Source organism: Novipirellula caenicola (genome assembly GCF_039545035.1).
Classification (GTDB): Bacteria; Planctomycetota; Planctomycetia; order Pirellulales; family Pirellulaceae; genus Novipirellula; species Novipirellula caenicola.
Window position 1 is genome coordinate 37318 of the sequence record NZ_BAABRO010000017.1, and the last position, 19129, is coordinate 56446.

At 56.2% G+C, this 19129-nt stretch carries 15 protein-coding genes; 5 read left to right on the forward strand and 10 right to left on the reverse strand.

What is annotated here, in order from left to right:
• Position 1: 1 nt before the first annotated feature.
• Positions 2-685 carry a glycine zipper domain-containing protein gene (locus ABEA92_RS24650; RefSeq protein WP_345687277.1) on the reverse strand — a complete coding sequence of 228 codons (684 nt, stop codon included), beginning with the start codon at positions 683-685 and terminating at the stop codon, positions 2-4.
• Positions 686-1022: 337 nt separating this feature from the next.
• Positions 1023-1493: a transcriptional regulator NrdR gene (gene nrdR / locus ABEA92_RS24655; protein WP_345687279.1), complete on the reverse strand. Its 471-nt coding sequence runs from the start codon at positions 1491-1493 to the stop codon at positions 1023-1025.
• A 555-nt stretch (positions 1494-2048) separates the two neighbouring features.
• On the opposite strand from nrdR, the gene ABEA92_RS24660 reads away from it, so the two are divergent.
• Positions 2049-2444, forward strand: a complete 396-nt coding sequence (locus ABEA92_RS24660; protein WP_345687281.1) for a GYF domain-containing protein — start codon at positions 2049-2051, stop codon at positions 2442-2444.
• A gap of 59 nt (positions 2445-2503) precedes the next feature.
• On the opposite strand, the gene ABEA92_RS24665 is transcribed toward ABEA92_RS24660, so the two are convergent.
• The 3 genes from ABEA92_RS24665 to ABEA92_RS24675 form a co-directional block, all read right to left on the reverse strand.
• Positions 2504-3778: a hypothetical protein gene (locus ABEA92_RS24665; RefSeq protein WP_345687283.1), complete on the reverse strand. Its 1275-nt coding sequence runs from the start codon at positions 3776-3778 to the stop codon at positions 2504-2506.
• An 88-nt stretch (positions 3779-3866) separates the two neighbouring features.
• Positions 3867-5711: a pilus assembly protein N-terminal domain-containing protein gene (locus tag ABEA92_RS24670; RefSeq protein ID WP_345687285.1), complete on the reverse strand. Its 1845-nt coding sequence runs from the start codon at positions 5709-5711 to the stop codon at positions 3867-3869.
• A 409-nt stretch (positions 5712-6120) separates the two neighbouring features.
• Complete coding sequence (locus ABEA92_RS24675; protein WP_345687287.1) at positions 6121-7038, reverse strand: TrmH family RNA methyltransferase; 918 nt, start codon at positions 7036-7038, stop codon at positions 6121-6123.
• 92 nt (positions 7039-7130) lie between these two features.
• Between ABEA92_RS24675 and ABEA92_RS24680 the strand changes: the two genes are divergently transcribed.
• Positions 7131-8261 carry an N-acetyltransferase gene (locus tag ABEA92_RS24680; protein WP_345687289.1) on the forward strand — a complete coding sequence of 377 codons (1131 nt, stop codon included), beginning with the start codon at positions 7131-7133 and terminating at the stop codon, positions 8259-8261.
• A gap of 186 nt (positions 8262-8447) precedes the next feature.
• Positions 8448-9824, forward strand: a complete 1377-nt coding sequence (locus ABEA92_RS24685) for a beta-ketoacyl-[acyl-carrier-protein] synthase family protein (RefSeq protein WP_345687291.1) — start codon at positions 8448-8450, stop codon at positions 9822-9824.
• A gap of 155 nt (positions 9825-9979) precedes the next feature.
• Here the strand turns inward: ABEA92_RS24685 and ABEA92_RS24690 are convergent, their stop codons facing one another.
• From ABEA92_RS24690 to ABEA92_RS24705, 4 genes are all read right to left on the reverse strand, one after another.
• Positions 9980-11284 carry a Gfo/Idh/MocA family protein gene (locus ABEA92_RS24690; RefSeq protein WP_345687293.1) on the reverse strand — a complete coding sequence of 435 codons (1305 nt, stop codon included), beginning with the start codon at positions 11282-11284 and terminating at the stop codon, positions 9980-9982.
• Between the two features lie 433 nt (positions 11285-11717).
• Positions 11718-14045, reverse strand: coding sequence for a hypothetical protein (locus ABEA92_RS24695; RefSeq protein ID WP_345687295.1), 2328 nt, complete (start codon positions 14043-14045; stop codon positions 11718-11720).
• A 73-nt stretch (positions 14046-14118) separates the two neighbouring features.
• Positions 14119-15045: an ABC transporter ATP-binding protein gene (locus tag ABEA92_RS24700; protein WP_345687297.1), complete on the reverse strand. Its 927-nt coding sequence runs from the start codon at positions 15043-15045 to the stop codon at positions 14119-14121.
• A 70-nt stretch (positions 15046-15115) separates the two neighbouring features.
• Positions 15116-15535 (reverse strand): GntR family transcriptional regulator, encoded by a 420-nt coding sequence (locus tag ABEA92_RS24705; RefSeq protein ID WP_345687299.1) that lies wholly within the window; start codon positions 15533-15535, stop codon positions 15116-15118.
• A 506-nt stretch (positions 15536-16041) separates the two neighbouring features.
• Between ABEA92_RS24705 and ABEA92_RS24710 the strand changes: the two genes are divergently transcribed.
• Positions 16042-16608: a sigma-70 family RNA polymerase sigma factor gene (locus tag ABEA92_RS24710; RefSeq protein WP_345687301.1), complete on the forward strand. Its 567-nt coding sequence runs from the start codon at positions 16042-16044 to the stop codon at positions 16606-16608.
• Positions 16609-16855: 247 nt separating this feature from the next.
• Here the strand turns inward: ABEA92_RS24710 and ABEA92_RS24715 are convergent, their stop codons facing one another.
• Entirely contained in the window at positions 16856-17209 is a 354-nt protein-coding gene (locus ABEA92_RS24715) for an ATP-dependent Clp protease adaptor ClpS (protein WP_345687303.1), read from the reverse strand.
• Positions 17210-17745: 536 nt separating this feature from the next.
• Here ABEA92_RS24715 and ABEA92_RS24720 point away from each other — a divergent pair.
• Positions 17746-19128 (forward strand): dipeptidase, encoded by a 1383-nt coding sequence (locus ABEA92_RS24720; protein ID WP_345687305.1) that lies wholly within the window; start codon positions 17746-17748, stop codon positions 19126-19128.
• Position 19129 lies beyond the last annotated feature (1 nt).

Sequence of the window (19129 nt, forward strand, 5' to 3'; positions counted from 1 at the left end):
TTTAGAATCCAATGTGGATTCCACCACGGCGGTGTGCCGGGTGATGGTGGTGATGGTAATCGTGATAGTAGTAGCGAGGTCGATAAGCTGGAACCACAATCGGTTCTTCGACGATGATCGGTTGGCGAACCACCGGTTGCGCGACGATTGTCGGCGCCGAAACGCGAGCGGATTGTTGGATGCCGGTGGGGGCATGTTGCATTGCTGAAATCACAACTTCGCTGACGCCTTGTTGGTGCAGCGCGATGATGTCGGCGACTTGCAGCTTTTGTTGCACTCCGCGTTGGTTGATTTGGTTTGTGATCACACTATCGCTAAGACCACTGCGGCTCATCGATACCACGTCTGCGATCGAAACCGCGGATTGGGTCGCTGCGGTGTTGGCCTGTTGAGCTTGATAATAGTGTTGTTGCGATTGATAGTACTGTTGTTGCTGCTGATATTGGCGTTCTTTGTCGGCAGCGTTGCCAAGCAATCCACCCGTGACGGCGCCAACGACACCACCGATTGCGGCACCCGCGCCCGCTTCGCCGTTGTGGTCTCCGATCAACCCGCCGGCAACGGCGCCGGCCAATCCGCCCAACGTGGCACCACGCTGAGTACCTGCTTGGCCGTACCCAACACTTGGCAGAAAAATGGCGATCGAGCTGATAATCCACCAGCGAAAGCTTGATTTCGAAATCATAGTTAGCGTCCTTGCATTGCCGACCGCATTCACGCGGGGGTGTTCCAATGGCCGGCAGACTGGGTGTAAAAGATTTTTGCCGAATTCGAACCGTGGTGACGTTTCAACGTCTCGATGATCGAACCGACTTTGAGCGGGATTTGAACCTATCTAATAATTTGCGGAGAGGTTCGGAATCAATGCCATTTTTTTGGGCGAGCGGATTCGCGGATTCAGCCTATTGTTGCGATTCGAACGCAAGCTCCAGTCAACCAACCCAGCCCCCGTGATCCAACCCAGCCGTTTGCGAGTTTTTGCTCGCAATGGATCACCGCAATCGATCATCGCGACACGGTCATCAGCGGGGCGGATCCGGCGCCGAGCCGCCGATATTGGAGATTGCCCGAATGAAGTCATTGGCGCCATCAAATTCACGATAAACGCTGGCAAAGCGGATAAAGGCGACTTGGTCCAGCGATGCCAGATGTTTCAGCACAATGTCGCCGATCTGCGTCGCGGTGACTTCCGAATCAAATGACTCGTAGATGTCGGCTTCGATCGACTGGACGACCTGCTCAATTTTCGAGCTTTGGATCGGACGTTTGGAACAGGCTCGCTCGATACCTCGGCGAATCTTTTCGCGGTCCAAGGGTTCGCGTGTTTGATCGTTTTTGACGACTCGAACGTTCAATTGTTCGAGTTTTTCCAAGGTCGAAAAGCGTCGTTGGCAAGACGAACAGACCCGTTTTCGCCGCACGATGTAGCCCCCTTCGGCGGCTCGGGTTTCAAGAACTCGGTCGTTGTCGACGTGGCAGTAGGGGCAACGCATGCGTCAAGTCAGTCAAAAAATATGAGGGGCAGTTGATTCCATAGTATCGGAAACCAAGGGGCCGTGTCGCAAGGGCTTGCAGGCCACGCAGCACCAGCAAAAACGCGAGAACCTCTCTTTTTGCATGCGAACGTCCGGTCGTGCGGCCTCGATCGACTCGTGACGATGGGGCGAGACGGGGAAAAGAAGGGAATAAGAGGACGAGACGGCCGCACCCGGGATCCAGGCTGACCGCGGCCGGCAGAATTTTTCTGTCTCTTTATCGTTCTGGGCCTGGGCATCGTGCTGGGGCTTGGCCTCGTGCTGAGACTTGGTCGCTCGAGCCGAGATTCGCGATTCGTCAGAGGGGCTGTCGCTCAGCTCATTCCGACGCGATACAATCGTAGCAGCGTTTCAACCGGAGCAACCGAGCGTGATTCAAAGAGCCGGCCTCGAGGCGGCACTCTTCGGACGCGTTGCGGCATTGACGTTTTGGACAAACCATCGGCAATCGAGTCTCCGCGTCAAGAACGTTTCGAGTCGTGGTAATTTTGTCGTGGAAAGAGGTACCTTGGCGTGGCCGAGTGGTATATCCAGCAGCTGAATGCGCCCGAAGACCTTGGCCCATTGCGGCCAAGTGATCTATTGAAGAAGGTTCGAAGTGGCGACGTCAAACCGGACACACTGATCCGCAAGGATGATTCGGCTTGGTTTCATGCGGCCGAAGTCGGTGGATTGTTCGAAGCGGCGATGCGTCCGACCATCGAATACTTTTGTCCTCAGTGCAATCACCCGGTTGCTGAACCGCCGGTGATGTGTTCGCACTGCGGTCGTGAAATACGGAAGGCGAAAACCCGTATCACCGAGAATACGATCTCCAATGGCTCACGTCTGCCGGACCAGCCAGGTCGCTCGGTACAAAGTTGGTTGAAACGCAAAATGCTACGCCGGCCCGGAGAGGGCGAAGCGTAGCATTGCGGGATTGGGTCTTGAGTCATCCTCCGCTGCGAAGGCGGCGGAGCAGCGATGACTTAGAACTTGAACTGAGCACTCGCGGTCAAACCCGTGATGAAGATGTCGTCATCCATTTGGGTGCTGCGACCAAAGTTCGTGTTCACGACGGGGCTGATCTGATCGCTGGCGGTCGCCAAACCGGCGACGTACCAAACTTCGAAGCCGGCTCGCAGCGTCAACATTTCGCCCAGAGCGTAGCTGTAACCTGCACCAACTTCGAACACTCCGGCCAACTCGGTGTCTTCGTCGATATTGGCGATGACCGTGGTTCCGGCGTTAAACAGCCGTGTGTCGGATTCAGCAAAGTTCAGATAACCGCCGGCACGACCACGGAAATCGACCGAGCCATGGCACGAGACGGGGTACAACAGGTCCAGCCCCACTTGTAGACCGAACAACGAGTTTTCGACATCGCTGATCAACAGGCCTCGGTTACCGCCTGCGTCTTGGCTGCTGTAGTTGTACAGTTCGTCATAGTCGATGTAGCGAGCTCCGAAGAGGATCTTGGCAACTTCCCAGCCGACAAGTGTCTTGTTCGCTTCGATGCTCCAGTACTCGGCTTGGTACGCTTGAAATTGAAACACCGAATCGTTGAAGGTGCTCAGGTCGGCGGCGACAATGGGATCCCCCGGAACCAGCAGTGTGTTGATTCCGCCAGTCGGACTGGTCAAGCTGGCTGCCATGTCCCATTCAAGCGGGCCGACGTAGGTCGCTTCCCAGCCGTGGACACAATCGGGAACCGAGCCCACCGTGATCCGTGGTGCGAATTCGAAGTCGAATTCATCGAGAGCAAAGTTGCGGCTGAATGTCGCGCGGTCGCTTGAATTCAGTTCCATGTAGACCGCTTCGCCGCGGATGTACCAATACGGTTTGCATGCGATGCCACAGCCACCGTATTCGCCGCTGAGATTCATTGCCGAGTAGTCACCATAGCCGCCACCGTAGCTTGATCCGCAAGCACCACCACAGCTGGTGCCACACGAATGACAGCTGGTTTGGACCACCGCTCCTGCGGCCGCCGATTCAGGCATATGTCCGACGGTCGAAATCGGATTGCTCCCCGCACCAGTTTGATATCCTGACGCGTTGACAACACGGAACGTTTGGTCGCCGTGAACGAGCGATTTCGAAGTGGAACCGGACGTGGATGCCGCAGGGCCATCAAACACGCTTCGCAACCCCGGGTCTGCGTAGACGTCCGATGCGGTCAGCGTGCCGGCGAGCAGTCCACAGACCGCTAGATTGCGAGCGGCTGTGCTACTGAAGTGTTTTAATATCGAATGGATCTTCATGATCGAACCTCGTAGACTCATAGTGCCTTGGAGTGCACCGCTGGGTATTGACCGGTTTGTATAACGGGAAAGTAATGGGCAGTGCAAACTAGCGAACCTTCAGTTCGTCATGCACAGGAATCAAGCAAGTCTTGCGTACCATACGAAGGATCTTCGTTGCAGTGTCCTCGCTTGTACACGATCCGCTAATGACCAAGTGGTCACCCTCGGTTTTGACTAGCACGCGGCTATCAGGAAACGATTTGCTAATCGTTCGGTTGAGCAGCTCTGCTTTATCGCCGAGCGAGTCGCCGGTCGCATCCACTGCGTCTTGAACATGCACATCAAAATGTTGGACCTTCGCCGGAGCGTCAGGCGTTCCATCCGCCCAGACGACTAGACGGGTAACGCCTCGTCCGGCTCCGATTAACTTCAATTCGTTGTGACCCGAGGCGATGGCGCGGCACACGTTTTGGTCTTCGATGCTGACGCGTCGAAGTTCGCCACCGATCGTCAATGATCGGACCTGAGCTTGGGTCATGTACAGCGGGATGGCGCTGCCGGTTGGCTGCGTAACCTCGCTCGCAAACGAATGACCGGCTGAGGTATCGCGAGTTTCGTTTAACCTCGGTGGGCTGACCGGTTGAACGGTGCCAAGCGATGCTTGGTCCACCAGTCGTTCGAATCCAAGTGGCGGAGATTCCACTGCAACCGGCGGACGATAGCGTTTGGCAGGTTTGCGAGCTTGCCCCGCATGCTGGTTGATCTCGGGAGCCACGTTGATCGAAGGACCGCGGGGTCGCAGTTCGTCCGACTCGGACAATTCCATCAATTCCGCAGGTGATGTCGCAACATCACTTAACGGCTGCAATGTTACTGCGGGGACGTGTTCGATCACCGGATCGACGATCGACACGGGAGCCGGCAGTACCAACGCGGCTGCGTTGTCGCTGGTTTCATGAAGATTCGTTTCGTGATGATTCGTCTCGCGGCTCTCGGCGTCAACGTTGTCCGAAGCCACACTGCTGGCTGGCTCATCGATCACCATCTCGTGCGTGTCTTGCCCCGACATCGCCGCTTCGTTTGCCGTTGGCCCGGATGTCGTTGGCCCGTTTGCAACTGGCTCGTAGGCCATAGGCTCACTTGCCGTCACTTCGGGTGCGACCGCAACCTCGGTGATTGCCTCGTGACTCGTCTCGCTTGGTGCGTTGCTAGGCGGCGTCAACCCTTCGCTGTCATCCGAAAACGAAAAGAAGATAGGCTCAGAATCCGAAACCAATTCGCCGCCGGCATTCTCGCTGCCCGCGGCGGGTTCGCCTTGAGGCACCGCAGCAAACTCGATCGGTTGCAAGGTCGCATCGTCGTCGGACGCCGCCGATTTGTTTTGTTCGAATGCGTTCTCGGCGTCGATCGTCGGCGGAGTCACCATCGAAATCACCATCGATGGCTGTGCCGACGCAACAGGACCTGTGGCAGCAGGACCCGACGAAACCGGACCCGCGGCTACCGGAGCGGCTAGGTTGGGCTCTTCGGCCGGGTGGGCTACCACGGCTTCGACGAGGTCACCGTTTTCGTGATGCGATGAACCGATCAGCGGATTGGTTCGCACCGCAGCCGCCGGTGGCGTTTCGATCGTCATCGCCGAACCCGAGGGACGGACGATTTTGGGACTGCCAATCGGTTGCAGCCCAATCGCAGCACCGATCGGTTTAAGCCGAACGGCGGGTTGGTCATCGCCCGATGCCAATTGGATCGCCGAATCCGATCGGTTCACCTCTTCTTCGCGATCAAAGAAGGGATTGGCGCGGACGTTGGGCCGAGCGGTGGTGTTGGATTGGCTCACCGGGTAACGACCGGTTTGCGAATCGTGACCGGGTTGTTGGTAGTGCCCCGTTTGCTGGATCGTTGGCAGCGGTAACGGTGGCATTAGGAAACGCGTGGCTGCAGGTGCCATGATTTCCGGTTCGCTAGCAAACGCTACCGATGCTGCGGTCAAGGACGAACCTGCTGCGATAACGAGCAAGCTGAGAGCGGCCCGTGCTCGGGTCCGTCGTCGATTCTTCGAGATAGTTCTACTGTCACGCATGCCGCATCCTTGCGTCCGAACGAGTTGATGCACCCCCCTCGGCACATCATGAAAGAAACCTGCAAAATTGCACGAGTCTTCCGGTTGCTCTAGTTATCGGATGCGATCTGCAAGGACATTAACGATTCTGACGTCTCGAGCGGTCGTTTGCGTCGTACGAGTCGTTTGGGTCGTGCCCGAAATGCCTGATATCGGGACGGTTTTCCCTCCGCAGCGGGGACGATTCAACGCAAAAAGTATTCGTTTTGCCGTAAAAAACGCGACTCGGGCCGTCGCATCAGCCTCGTGGTCGGTTGCGTCTGGCTTCGAACAGTACGACCGCTGCGGAAACCGAAACATTTAGGCTGTCGACCTTGCCAAACATGGGAATTCGCACTCCAGCGACCGGGTTGCCGTCGCCATCACGCTGCCAACGCGAACCGAGTCCGTTGGCTTCGCTGCCCACGATCACGGCAATTGGACCTGAGAAATCGGTCGCCCAAAGTTCATCCGATGACTCGACCCGTGCCGCTAGCGGACGAATTTTGTGGTCGCTCAAATAGCGAGCGACTTCGGATTCGCTGCCGACCGCCGCGGGGATTTGAAAGACGGTCCCCAGACTGCTGCGGATTGCATTGGGATTGTAAATATCGCTGCCGCCCCCACACAAAATCACCGCATCGACCCCGGCAGCGTCCGCACAGCGAAAAACGGCACCGATATTTCCCGGTTTTTCTAAACTGTCCAAAACCAATATCAGTGCGTTCGGCGGCAGCGTCAAATCGTCAAGCGAGTGGTCGGGTTGCACAAATTCGCTGACCACCCCGCGAGGCGACTCGCCATAGGCAATTCGCGACATGATGGCATCCGAAACAACTCGAATCGTTTGTGAAGTCTTGGCTTTTTCAATGACGATACGAACTCTCGGATCATGGTTTGCACGCTCCTGGTTCGCAGGTAGGGGATCCGCGGACGATGCGTGGTGGTGTCGGGTCCGATCGCCGGAATCATGATTCTTCGGATCTGCCGGACCTGATTCGGGCAGGTAAAGTCCGACCAAGTCCAAACCGGCATCGATCGCTTGCAGCGTTTCCCGCCAACCGTCGACAAGCAGACGCTTCTCGCGTCGTCGTGTACGATTATCCCTTAATCGGATCAGGCGTCGAACGGTGGGGTTTGCGGGGCTGCGAAGTACCAGTGGCTCCGGATCGCTCATGCCAAACTCTTGATAGACGTTGATGATGGGCTCGCGTCGGCATCAACACGGCCTTTTAACATTGTGACTCTGGAAAACGGAAAATCGACGAGATGAGCAAGATGCCAATCTGTGACGTAGTCAGCTCGAAACGCGACCAAAAGGAATTCCTCGATTTAGAGCGGGAACTCTATCGGGACAACGCCTACTGGGTGCCACCGCTATGGGCCGAACGCCGCAAAATCGTTGGTTTTAAACACCATCCGTTTTATGACGATGCCGATCGCCAAGCATTCCTGGTCCGCCGCGATGGACGTGCGGTCGGCCGCATTCTCGCGGTCGTCAATCATGCTCACAATCGTTGCCACAACGAAAAACGTGGCTTTGTCGGATTCTTTGAGTGCGAAGACGACAGCGAAGCGAGCAAATTGCTGTTCCAGCATGCCTTTGATTGGCTGCGACAACAAGGGATGACCGATGTTCGCGGCCCGGTTCATCCGAGTCTGAATTACGAGGTCGGGTTGTTGGTCGACGGTTTCGATTCGTCACCCACATTCATGATCCCCTATAACCACCCCTACTATGAGCGTCTGTTTCTCGAATCAGGCTTTGAAAAAGTCCAAGATCTGTTCAGCTACGACGCGCACATGGACATCCTCGAAGACTTGGATCCCAAATTGGCGTTCGTGATCGAAGAGGCGACACGTCGATTCAAAGTGAATTGCCGGCCGATCGATCGCAAGCGATTTAAGGAAGACGTTCGCTCGTTCTTGGAAATTTACAATCAATCGCTGCAGCGAACGTGGGGCTATGTCCCGATGAGCGAAGCGGAAATCAAGGTGCAGAGCGATGGTTTGAAGCATTTGATCGTGCCCGAATTGACCAGCATCGCGGAAATCGATGGTCGCCCTGTCGGCGCCGGCTTTGGGCTGTTGGATTACAACCAAATCATTCGCAAAATCGATGGCAAGCTGTTTCCATTTGGATGGCTGAAACTGCTGACGGGGAAACGAAAGATCGATCGGTTGCGGTTGATTAGCACCAATGTGTTGCCGGAGTACCAGAAATGGGGACTCGGATTGGTCACGCTGTCGCGAATCCTGCCCGATGCGATCGAGTTTGGCATCCAGATTGGCGAGTTTTCTTGGGTTTTGGAAAGCAATTCACTCTCGCGAGGCACGATCGAACGTGGCGGGGCAACGCGAACCAAGACGCATCGGCTGTACGATCGATCCTTGCAGTGATGCCCCCCGCTGGTCATCGTCGGCTTGTTCGCTACAAACCGACCCTGCTCGGGCACCCCCGCTGCGAAGTTTCCCGAGTTAAACTACAACCCTGGTCATCAGGTGCCTTGGTAATCATACTTTGACGCTGGTTGCTCGTTTCTCTTCAAAATCGCCACTGCTCCACCTATCGCCATAATCTCGAACATGCCGGAACACCGAATTGTCATTACCGGAGCGGGCGTGGCGTCTGCGATCGGACTGGGACATCAAGATTTCTTTGCTGCGTTTCTTCGCGGGGATTCCGGAGTGCGATCGCTGGCCGATCGCGACGATGACGGTCCAACTCCCCCGGCGGGGCACGAAAACGACGGACTGTGGATCGGCGCCCCGATCGTCGGGTTTGACGGAAAACAGTTCGTAAAACCTCGCAAAGCCCTGAAGGTGATGTCTCGCGAGATCCAACTCGCCTACGTCGCATCGATGATGGCGATTGAAGATGCCGGACTCGATTCGGTCTTTCCCGCTGCCGAATCGGACGCGGATTCCACCGCGTCCGACGACAACGTGACTCGGTTTGCTCCCAAGGAAATCGGAACCGTCTTTGGCAGCGAGATGCTGTATGGACCGCCTACCGAATTGGCCGAGGCGTTCCAGAAATGTCTCGACGACGATGGCACGATGGACGAGTCGCGTTTTGGCGAAGCGGCGATGCGAAGCGTGATGCCGCTGTGGATGCTGAAATACTTGCCCAACATGCCCGCCTGTCACGTTGGGATCGCAATCAATGCCCACGGCCCCAACAACACGCTGGTGCTTGGTGATACGTCGGGACCCGCTGCGTTGGACGAGGCGATCTCGTGTCTGAACCGTGGCATCGCGACGTGCATGATCAGCGGGGCTGCTGGCACCCGGATCAACGCCACTCGGCTGAACTACCGCAATGACCTGCCTATCGCCGAGTCGACTGAGAACGTTGCCGAGGCATCACGTCCCTTTGATCCCACGGCAAAAGGGGTGGTCGGAGGCGAAGCCGCAGCGGTGTTTGTGCTGGAACGCCTCGAGGCGGCGGTGCAGCGAGGAGCAAAACCGATTGCCGAAGTGGTTGCGATGACCTCGCGGTTTGTCGCATCCGAAGGGATGCAGTTGGTCAAGCGAACCTGTGATATCGATACGCCTGGCATCCGTGGATCCGCCGCAGCGATCAAGTTGGCTATCGACGATGCCTTGCGAAAAGCGAAGCTAAGTCCGGCTGACATCGGGATGGTGGTTTCACACGCGATGGGAGATCCGGTAATCGATCGACAAGAACGACAAGCTCTTGAATCGAGTTTGCCCGAGGTACCGGTGGTGACGCCGATTGCCAAACTCGGGCACACCGGTGCGGCCAGCGGATCGATCGAAATCTTAGTCGGCGTGTTAGCGCTGAAGCACAAGCAAATTCCACCGTCGCTGCAGTGGAACGGTTCGGCTGAATCGAAGCCGGGGGTCACCGCTGCTAAGCCGCTACAGAAGTCGCATGTTCTGTGCCTGAGTCACACCTCCGAAGGCGCGGCAATCGCGACCGTCTTGGCCAGCGTGTAGTTCAACCTAATCGCGTCGGCATTGTCAGCATCGTCAATTTGACGGTCGATTCTGAAGACACATGCGTGTAGTAACGACGTGCAAGAAAAAAAGGCGGCTTCGAACCTGATGATTCGAAACCGCCTTTTGAAATGCGGGTCAAACTCGATGCCGCGTTACGCGAACGGGCTGTGTTTTCCAGGAACTGGCACAGGGTATTCGCCGTTAGGGCCAGGCATCACCGGAGGATCGCTCTCAAGGGTGTACTCGTCGATTCCAGGAGAAAGGTTTGCACCCTTTTCCATCAACTCGTCCCACTTGACGATCTTGCCCGAGTAGCAGGCTTCGCGACCGAGGATCGCGGTGAAGGTTGACTTCGCGCCGTATTCACCTTCGTTGTAGATGTCGCCTCGCATCAACGCTTCGATCAAATCGTGCTGCTCTTGTTGATGTCCACCTGGGCTCTTGCCGCTGAACTTCCAAGGATTTTCGCCTTCGATCGTGCCCGATGGATCGGCTGATCCCTTGGTGCCGTGAGCGAACTCGCCGACGTGGTTCCAACCGCCCGCCAAGTGACGGCCTTGGCTGAACATCTTGGATCCGTCGGCAAAGGTGTACTCACAGAATGTGTGGTCGAAAATCTGTGACTTGGTCGCGTCACCACCTTCTCGCTGGGCACGACCACCCATGCCGTTACATTCAACCGGGAAATCTCCCTTGACCCAGCAACCGACATCCAAATTGTGAATGTGTTGTTCGCAGATCTGGTCGCCCGAGAGCCAATTGAAGTGGTACCAGTTATTGGTTTGGAATGCCATTTCGGTCATATCCTTGTCACGGTTACGGTACCAGATACCGCCGCCGTTCCAATAAACACGCTGTGCGATCACGTCGCCGATTGCACCATCGTGAATTCGTTTGATGGTTTCGATGTACCGTGGCTCGTGACGGCGTTGCAGCCCGATGCCGACCATGCGGTTCTTTTTCTTCGATTCTTCGACAGCCGCCAACACGCGTTTGACGCCGGGAGCGTCCGAGGCGACCGGTTTTTCCATGAACACGTGACGATTTTTTTCGATCGCGTACTCAAATTGTTGAGGTTTGAATCCGGGGGGAGTGGCAATCACGACCAGATCACAATCGGTGTCGATCGCTTTTTTGTAGGCATCCAGTCCCGCGAAAATTTGGTCTTGGGGGACGGCGACTTTGTCCTTGTGCGACTGGGCTAGACGTTTGACCGCGTATTCGGCTTTGTTCTGGAACGCGTCTGCTACCGCGACAAGTTTGACGTTGCCTTTGGTGTTCATGATGTTCGCTGCGGCACCGGACCCACGTCCGCCACATCCGATCACAACGAATTTGATTTCATCGCTTCCCGCAGCGTGAGCGGTGCGAGCGACATTGGTTGCGATTGCTGCGGCACCCGCGGCTGCAACCGTAGATTGTTTGAGGAATTTGCGGCGAGAAGGGGTATTCTGCATCAGTGAAAATCCTTGAGGAATTGAGCAAGTCTTGTTCGAGAATCGAATTTTACAATCGTTTCACAGCCAATTATAGACGCTATGCGTGCGGAAGTCGCCTTGAAGCGGGGGCTGCGGAAGCGTTTTCGCATATTACGCCATCGCACTCCAATTGTTCAGTTTGCGCAGTGCCCCAAACTGAAATCGGCTGATCTTCCCCCAGAAAAGTTAATGCCCCCGCGAAAAGTTAATGGCATGCAGCAAGGTATCGGTCGAGCGCCGCAGGATCTTTGGTCGATCCGCGAGTGAAATGGCCGAGCTTGGGGGGCGCCCAATGCCGTCGACAGAGCTGCCCGGTCCCTTCGCTGCCCGCCCCCTGGCTGGCCCTCTCCCACGCCGGACGGCGTCGATCGGTGGCCCGTTAATCCGGATGCCGTCGAAAACCTGCTAGCCGTTACTCAGCCTGCAGGTACCGCTTGCGTAAACCGGCGATCGCGTTTTCATGATCGAGCGTCCAGTTCTCGAACCAATCGGCAACCCGAGCGGGCTTGTGAGCATCACCAAACGCTCGCTGGCCAGCAAATTCGTTCCAGTATTCCGCTCGCTGTGCGAACGCGGGCGAACCTTTGCGAGGCAACTCATGTTCCAATTGGTCGAGCGTCAATCGAACGGCTTTGTCGAGGAAACGGTCACTGCGTGCTCGCTCGAGACTTAAAAATGTCGCAGGCGAGTTCAAGAGCACGTCGGCAAAGCGTCGTTCATACCGCCACGCATCAGGGGTGACTTTGGTCCATCGCCCCCGCTGGTACTCGTCCCAAGCTTGCACGAGCACGACTGCGCGCGAGGCTCGGCGTAACTCTTGATCGGGGATCCGCGAAACAATCTCGGCAATTTGTTCGTCGGTTCCTTCGATCGTGTCGATGTAACGCAGCAAGAATTCCTCGCCAAAGTCCGCAACCAAACTGACGGTTCCAAACGAACTGGTGGCTTGAACTGCATTTTGACGCACCGCTGTCGCCCACGCCGCCATCACTTTTAGTGCGTTCCGCTTCATCTCGGCTACCTCATCGACGGTCAACCCTTGTTGCCGCAGATGGATTTCGTTGGCGCGAAACAAAGCATGGATTTCACCGAATTTGACCTCGTCACCAATCTCCTGCAGCTCGTTGAGTTCGGCAAGTAAACGATCGTTCAGACTCGAAAACTCAGGCTCGTGGTAGACCGTTTCAAACGGCGCGACCAAAACCGCTTGACTGGATGACTCGAGCGTGCTCTTGGTTTGCAAGTTTGAAATCGCAAGACTTCGCTGAAACATCTCGCTTCGCCACTGTGGATCGATCGAGGGCATGCTGCTGTAACGCAAACCGGCCACCATCACCATCGGCGTGACAAAGGCGATCAGGACGAACGCAACCACCGTCCACTGAAACCACACATCTCGGCGCTGTTCGAGCCATCGATTGGTGAGCCGCCATGTTGCCAGCAGTAATACGGGGAAGATGAAGATGACCGTGTAGACGTAGTTTGGGTACAGCCCGAAAAATGGAACCAGGATGCTGAGACCGAACGCCGGATAAATCGGTGCGGTCAGCAACCCAAGCGTCGCCCGTGGGGTGACCGTCGCGGCGAGTTGACCGAAGGCAAACGCAGCCAACATAATCGCCGCCATCGTCACGGCGCCGGTCATCCAAACACTGATCCCCGCCAGTAACAAACAACACGCCAGTGGCGGCCCGATCCGGGTTCCCCAAACCACACTCCGGCGAATGCCATGGTCCGCAAAATACACTGACCGACTCCGCACCGTGTCGCCATAAAACGCCAACGCCCCCAGCCAAGAAGCGATCGTGGCCATCGCCACTTGCGACAAAACTTGCATGCCGTCGTCCAGACGTGACGGATGCGCATACCAGAACAGCAACACGATCAAGCCGATCACCGTCAATGTCCCCATCAACCACTTGCTCTGTTCGACGTGCTGCCATAGCAACGCAAAAACTGGATTCGGACGGTTGAAGATTCGTTCCACGGGTGGTTGATAGGGCCGGACGATCTCGTTGGATGTAAGCAGCGGCGCGCGGTCAACCGAGACCAATCGTCGACGTCCCAACAATCGCTGGACACCCCATAGCACAACGAGATAGCCGATCGCGAAGATCGCCGCCTTTTGAAAATCACGCGTGCTTACATTGCTCAGCGAGCCATAGGTGTCGAAGTGGCCAAACAGAATCGTTTGGATGACTCCGACCGCAAACCAAGATGTCACGACGATCACGGGAATCAACAGGATCAATCCGCCGATTGGCGAACGGACGAGGTAGGCGGTGATGAATCCGCAAATCAGCAACAACACACTGAAAAACAGCAGCCTCGCCACGCCGATCGGATGAATCACGTCGTCCGCCATCGGAGAGCTCGAGTCGTCAATCAACAAAACAACGACCGCGAGTACCAGCGACGCAATCGCCCAGACGACAAGTAGTGCAACCAAACCGACCGCAAACTTCACGTCGACGATTCGTTGCCACCGCACTGGCAACGTGCGTAACCAAAGGAATGTTTTTGCTTCTTCTTCGTTGCCAACCAACATCGCCGGAGCGCCCAACGCCATCAAGTTTGGCATCAGAATCCAAACCAGAAGGTAGGGATCAATGTCCAGGGGGGCGTCGTTGAAAACGTACTGACCGGCCGTGATAAACAGTTGGAATAGCAGAATGCCAGCGACGACCGCGATGACAAGCGGGCGAAGCGTGAGCACGTCTTTCCACAGTAATTGTTTCATCGTCGTACTTTTACGCGAGTGATTCTTGAACAACCGTGCGGCGTTCGGGGGCCGGGGTTTTGTCGACGTTTGATTAAACTTGCGCGTTCACTTTTTCATCACGGATCGTGCGACGATCGCTGCGACCGCATACCGCGATGAAGATTTCTTCCAGCGATGCTTGGCTTGCCGATAAATTCTTGACTCCCGATGCGTCGTCATAACGCGATTGCCAATCGTCGGCCAAGTCCTTGACGATCCAGCGGACTTGGCGACCACTGCGTGACTCGGAAAGCACTTGCCCGGCAGGGGACTCGACCGCTGCAATGGCGTCGTCAAGCGTCGCGACCACGATGTGGGTCGACTGACGCAAAACATCCATAGGTTGAACGAGTTTCAGTTCGCCTTGATGCAGGATCGCAATCCAATCGGCGACCCGCTCGACTTCGCTAATTTGATGACTGCTCAGCAGCACGGTGCGCCCAAGCGCGGCGCGGTCCACCATCGATTCCAAGAATTGTCGTCGAACCATCGGATCAAGTCCGCTGGTCGGTTCATCCAGGACCAACAGCGACGGGTCATGAGCGATCGCCAACGCCAATGCGACTTTCGCACGCTGTCCCTTGCTGAGGCTTTTCAGGCGGACGCCTTCGGGGACGTCGAATTCGGCAATCAATTCGCGGTAACGCTCGAGAAATCCCTCGGGGTAAAACGCGGACGTAAACCAACCAATTTCACCCGCGGACATCCATTCATAAAGTGCGGGGGCGTCCGAGACGTAGCCGATCGATTTGCGAATCTCGAGTCCCGCGGTGTCGCAGGGATGCCCGATCACGCTGGCCGCCCCAAAATCGGGTTTTAGAAAGCCGGTCAAGATGCGAATCATCGTCGTTTTGCCTGCGCCGTTTTCGCCCAGCAACGCGAAGACGACTCCCGCCGGCACTTCCAAATTAATGTTGTCCAGCGCGATCGTGTTGCCGAATCGTTTGCAGATGTGACGAAGCGAAATTACCGATTGCATTGGCGTGATCCTAGAAAAGTCGTTCGTTGACACAGTGAACGCGGGGAAGCGGATTCGGTCCGGTGGCGTCTTAGTCGCATGAATCGTCTCCGGCATGCAGCGGCGCGGTCTGTTTTTCCTGCTTGGCGAGTTCGGCTTCGAAGAGTTCTCGCAGCTCGTCCCGAGTCATTCCGCCCGCGATCGCGTCGGCAAGTGCACGGCGAACGCCATCGGCAACCAGCGTGTTACGAGCCTTGGTACAGCGAGCCAAGGCATCGCGGCGGACCACCATCCCACGGCCACGCAGCGGTTCGAGCACGCGATCGTTTTGCAGTTCCTGATACGCGCGGGCGATCGTATTGGAGTTGATCGCTAAATCGGCCGCCAATTGACGGACGCTCGGCAGCATCTGGCCGCCCGAGAGCACGCCATCGGCGACCGCCAATTTGACCTGACGAACAATCTGCTCGTAGATCGGAATGTCGCCGCTCGTTTCGATTGAAAAGAACATGACTGCCTTCGAGCCCAAGTCAAAAGAGAGGGAGGACGCCACATCGCGTCATGCACGTTCGCAATCCCAAGGGAGCCAAAAAATTTCAACCGGACTGGGAAATCCCAACCCAGCCGGAAAATTCGGACGCTACCTCGATTGCGTGTACTGGTGTCATGGTACACCGGTCTTTCGGCGAGTCAAGTGCCGGGGGTGGCAGAAGCAGCGACACGGGGGCTCCGATGGCATTTTTGGGCTCCAAAACCACCCGATGTAGCGGTGCTGTTGGGGGGCAAGGTTGGATGCCGTGCAGAATATAGGGTTAATGCTTGCGAATGGCGTCTCCCGTACCTACCATGCTTAAGTAGAGGCTCCTGCCTAAATACAGACAGTTCGTTTTTTGCTTGGCGTTTTTTTACCGGCGGAAAATGACTCAGCGGTTCTCGCCTGTCATAATGGGGGGTAGGCGGAGTGTTGCTCGATACATTGTTTGCAATTGATTTCTCATTCGTTTTGGTATCACGCCAGTGAGTCTTTCCGAGGTTGACCGCCAGTTTCTGCAAAGATGCCTTGAGCGTGCCCCACGCGCCTGGCAGAACTTTGTCGATCGGTTTTTAGGTTTGGTGGTTCATGTGGCGAACCACACAGCGGAATCGCGTGGAATCACGTTGGATCAATCCACGCGTGATGATCTGGTCGCCGAGGTGTTTTTGGCGTTGATCGCCAACGACTTCGGTGTGCTCCGCCGTTTCCGCCGCAATTGTTCGTTGGCGACCTATTTGACCGTCGTCGCACGCCGCGTGATCGCGCGGCGCTTGGCTACATCGCAAATCGGTCCGCAGACCGCCAGCCAATTGGAAACGGTCAATCAGGAGGCCGTGAGCGACAACGGGCATCAATCACGAATCGAAAATCGCGAAGAGGTCCAGCAGTTGATGCTGAGGCTGGATCCGCAAGAAGCCAACGTGGTGCGGATGTACCATCTCGAAGGTAAGAGTTACCAAGAGATCAGTCAGAGCGTTGGCATGGCCGAAAATAGCATCGGCCCGGTGCTGAGCCGGGCGCGATCGAAAATGCGTGGCGAAGCCTCTTAGGTGATCGCGGATGGGCGCTGGCGAGTGAATGATGGGCGCTGGCGAGTGAGTATCGATAGCAGTAAATATCGATGGATCACTCGCAATTACAGTGAGCCTTTCGCACGCCATCCGCTGTGACGGCACCAATCTTTTGGGCCCTCACGTTTTCAGGCCCTCGCACTCTCGGGCCCTAATAATCTCCGGCATTGACGGCCTCGGGCCCCTTGCACCGCGTCAAGGCTGCCTCGGTCGACACGCCGCATGATTAGTCGTGAACGGGTTCGATCGTTGCCGACATGCTGCCTTTGCAGCGGGCGATCAATTCATCTTTGCCAAACGCATGGATCTGATCGCGTTTCAGTTCGGCGTGCTCGAGCGTCGTGGTCAAGCAGATTGCTTTACCGCTGTTATCGACTTCCTTGGCAATTTGGAATCCGGTTTCGATGGGATGACGAAACAGACTTTTCATCATCAGCACGACATATTCGTAGCTGTGATCGGTGTCGTCCCACAGCACGACGCTGTAACGAGGCTGCTTCTTTGCTTTGGATTGATTGCGACGTTCAACTTCGGGTTTGGCCACTTCGGGTTCGGCCACCATTGTTTGATGATCTGCCATTGCTGACCATGCTCCTTGCAACATTTGATGGTTGTTGACTGGGGATCCAGTAAAATCGTTTTCGAATACGTTAAATTCTTGAGGAATCGGTTCTGCGAAGCGATGTCGGAAAATCACCGATTTGCATCGGTGCCGTTTCGCCTCCCTTCCATTTTTGTGTCGCCTGTTTCGGGCGGCAATCCTGTGACGCTGCTGGCGCACGCTCGGTGGTCTGCAAAATCAAGCGTTCGAATCGTGATCCGAACCGCAGGTCTTTTTCGAGCATGCTGCTCAGGGCCCCTCGTGCAAAAATGCCGGCCCCCTAAAACGGAGGTGGTCCCGGCACTGCTATGGTAGTCTCCCTGAGCCATAAAACGTAGGATTGCCTCACGTTTTCGTTCTCTGCGACAAAGCTATATTGTAGCGCCGTCCCAAATCGGTCGGCAGTCCTGATTATCACGTTTTTGAGCCTCGTGCGGCAAATTTCAGTCGTGCGGTGGCAAGCTTTGACGACACTTCCGTATTTTCCTTCGTTCAAAATCCCCTAGTCCGATTCGATGAACTTACCCGATTTGTTGGACACTCTGGCTAAAAAATCCGATCGCCATTTGAGCGATTTAGTCGAGTGGTTGAAAATTCCTAGTATTAGCAGCGACACTTCCCGCCGCACAGAGACCGCCGCGGCGGCCGATTGGGTTGCGGCGAAGTTGCAACAGGCGGGGTTGGCCACCGAATTGATCCCCACCCACGGGCATCCGATGGTGTTTGCCGAAACGCCCGCCGTTCCCGGGGCTCCGGTCGCATTGGTGTACGGCCACTACGACGTCCAGCCGGTCGAGCCGATTGACCAGTGGCAATCGCCTCCCTTTGAACCGACCGTTCGCAACGGCAATCTGTATGCTCGCGGGGCAACCGACGACAAAGGCCAACTGCTGACTCACGTGCAAAGCGTTTGTGAGTGGTTGGCGACCGGCCAGCCGCTGCCGCTGCAGATCAAGTTTTTGATCGAAGGCGAAGAAGAGGTTGGCAGCGAAAACCTCGAGCGAATGCTGCCCGAGCTTCGCGATCGATTGGCCTGCGACTGCGTCGTGATCAGCGACAGCAGCCAATACGCCGACGGCCAGCCCGCGATCACCTACGGACTGCGTGGGATCGCAACCTATGAATTGGAAGTCAACGGACCAAGCCAAGATCTTCACAGCGGTTCGTTTGGGGGGGCGGTAATGAATCCGGCGATCGCGCTGTGCCATTTGCTGTCGTCCATGGTCGATCGCGAAGGACGAATTCAGATCGAAGGCTTCTACGATGATGTCATCGAACTAAGCCAAGCCGAACGGGACGCTTGGGCCAAATTGCCTCAGTCCGACGAAGCATTCGCCAAATCGGTCGGCGTCAGCGAGTTGTTCGGCGAAAAAGGCTTTACCAGCGATGAACGCCGCTGGGCCAGACCCACTTTTGATATCAATGGATTGCAAAGTGGGCATCAAGGCGAGGGCGTCAAAACCATCATCCCGGCCACCGCGTTGGCCAAATTCAGTTTCCGCTTGGTCGCCAACCAAGACCCGGTTCAGTTGACCGCGGCGATCGAGCGTCATTTGCAACAGCATGCCCCGACAGGGATTCGATACACGTTGAAACCGGATCACGGCGCCCCAGGCATGTTGGCCAACCCGCAAAGCAAGTTTGCGGTGGCGGCATCGCAGGCGATCGAATCGGCTTTCGGAGTCGCGCCGGTGATGATTCGCGAAGGCGGCTCGATCCCGATTGTCACCCGTTTCCAAGATGTGCTGGGATGCGATTGTCTGTTAATGGGGTGGGGGTTATCCGACGACAACACTCATAGCCCCAACGAAAAATTCAAAATTCAAGATTACCACCGTGGCATTGCAGCGTCGGCGATCCTGTGGGATGAACTCGGAAAACTAAGCGAAAGCAAATAGA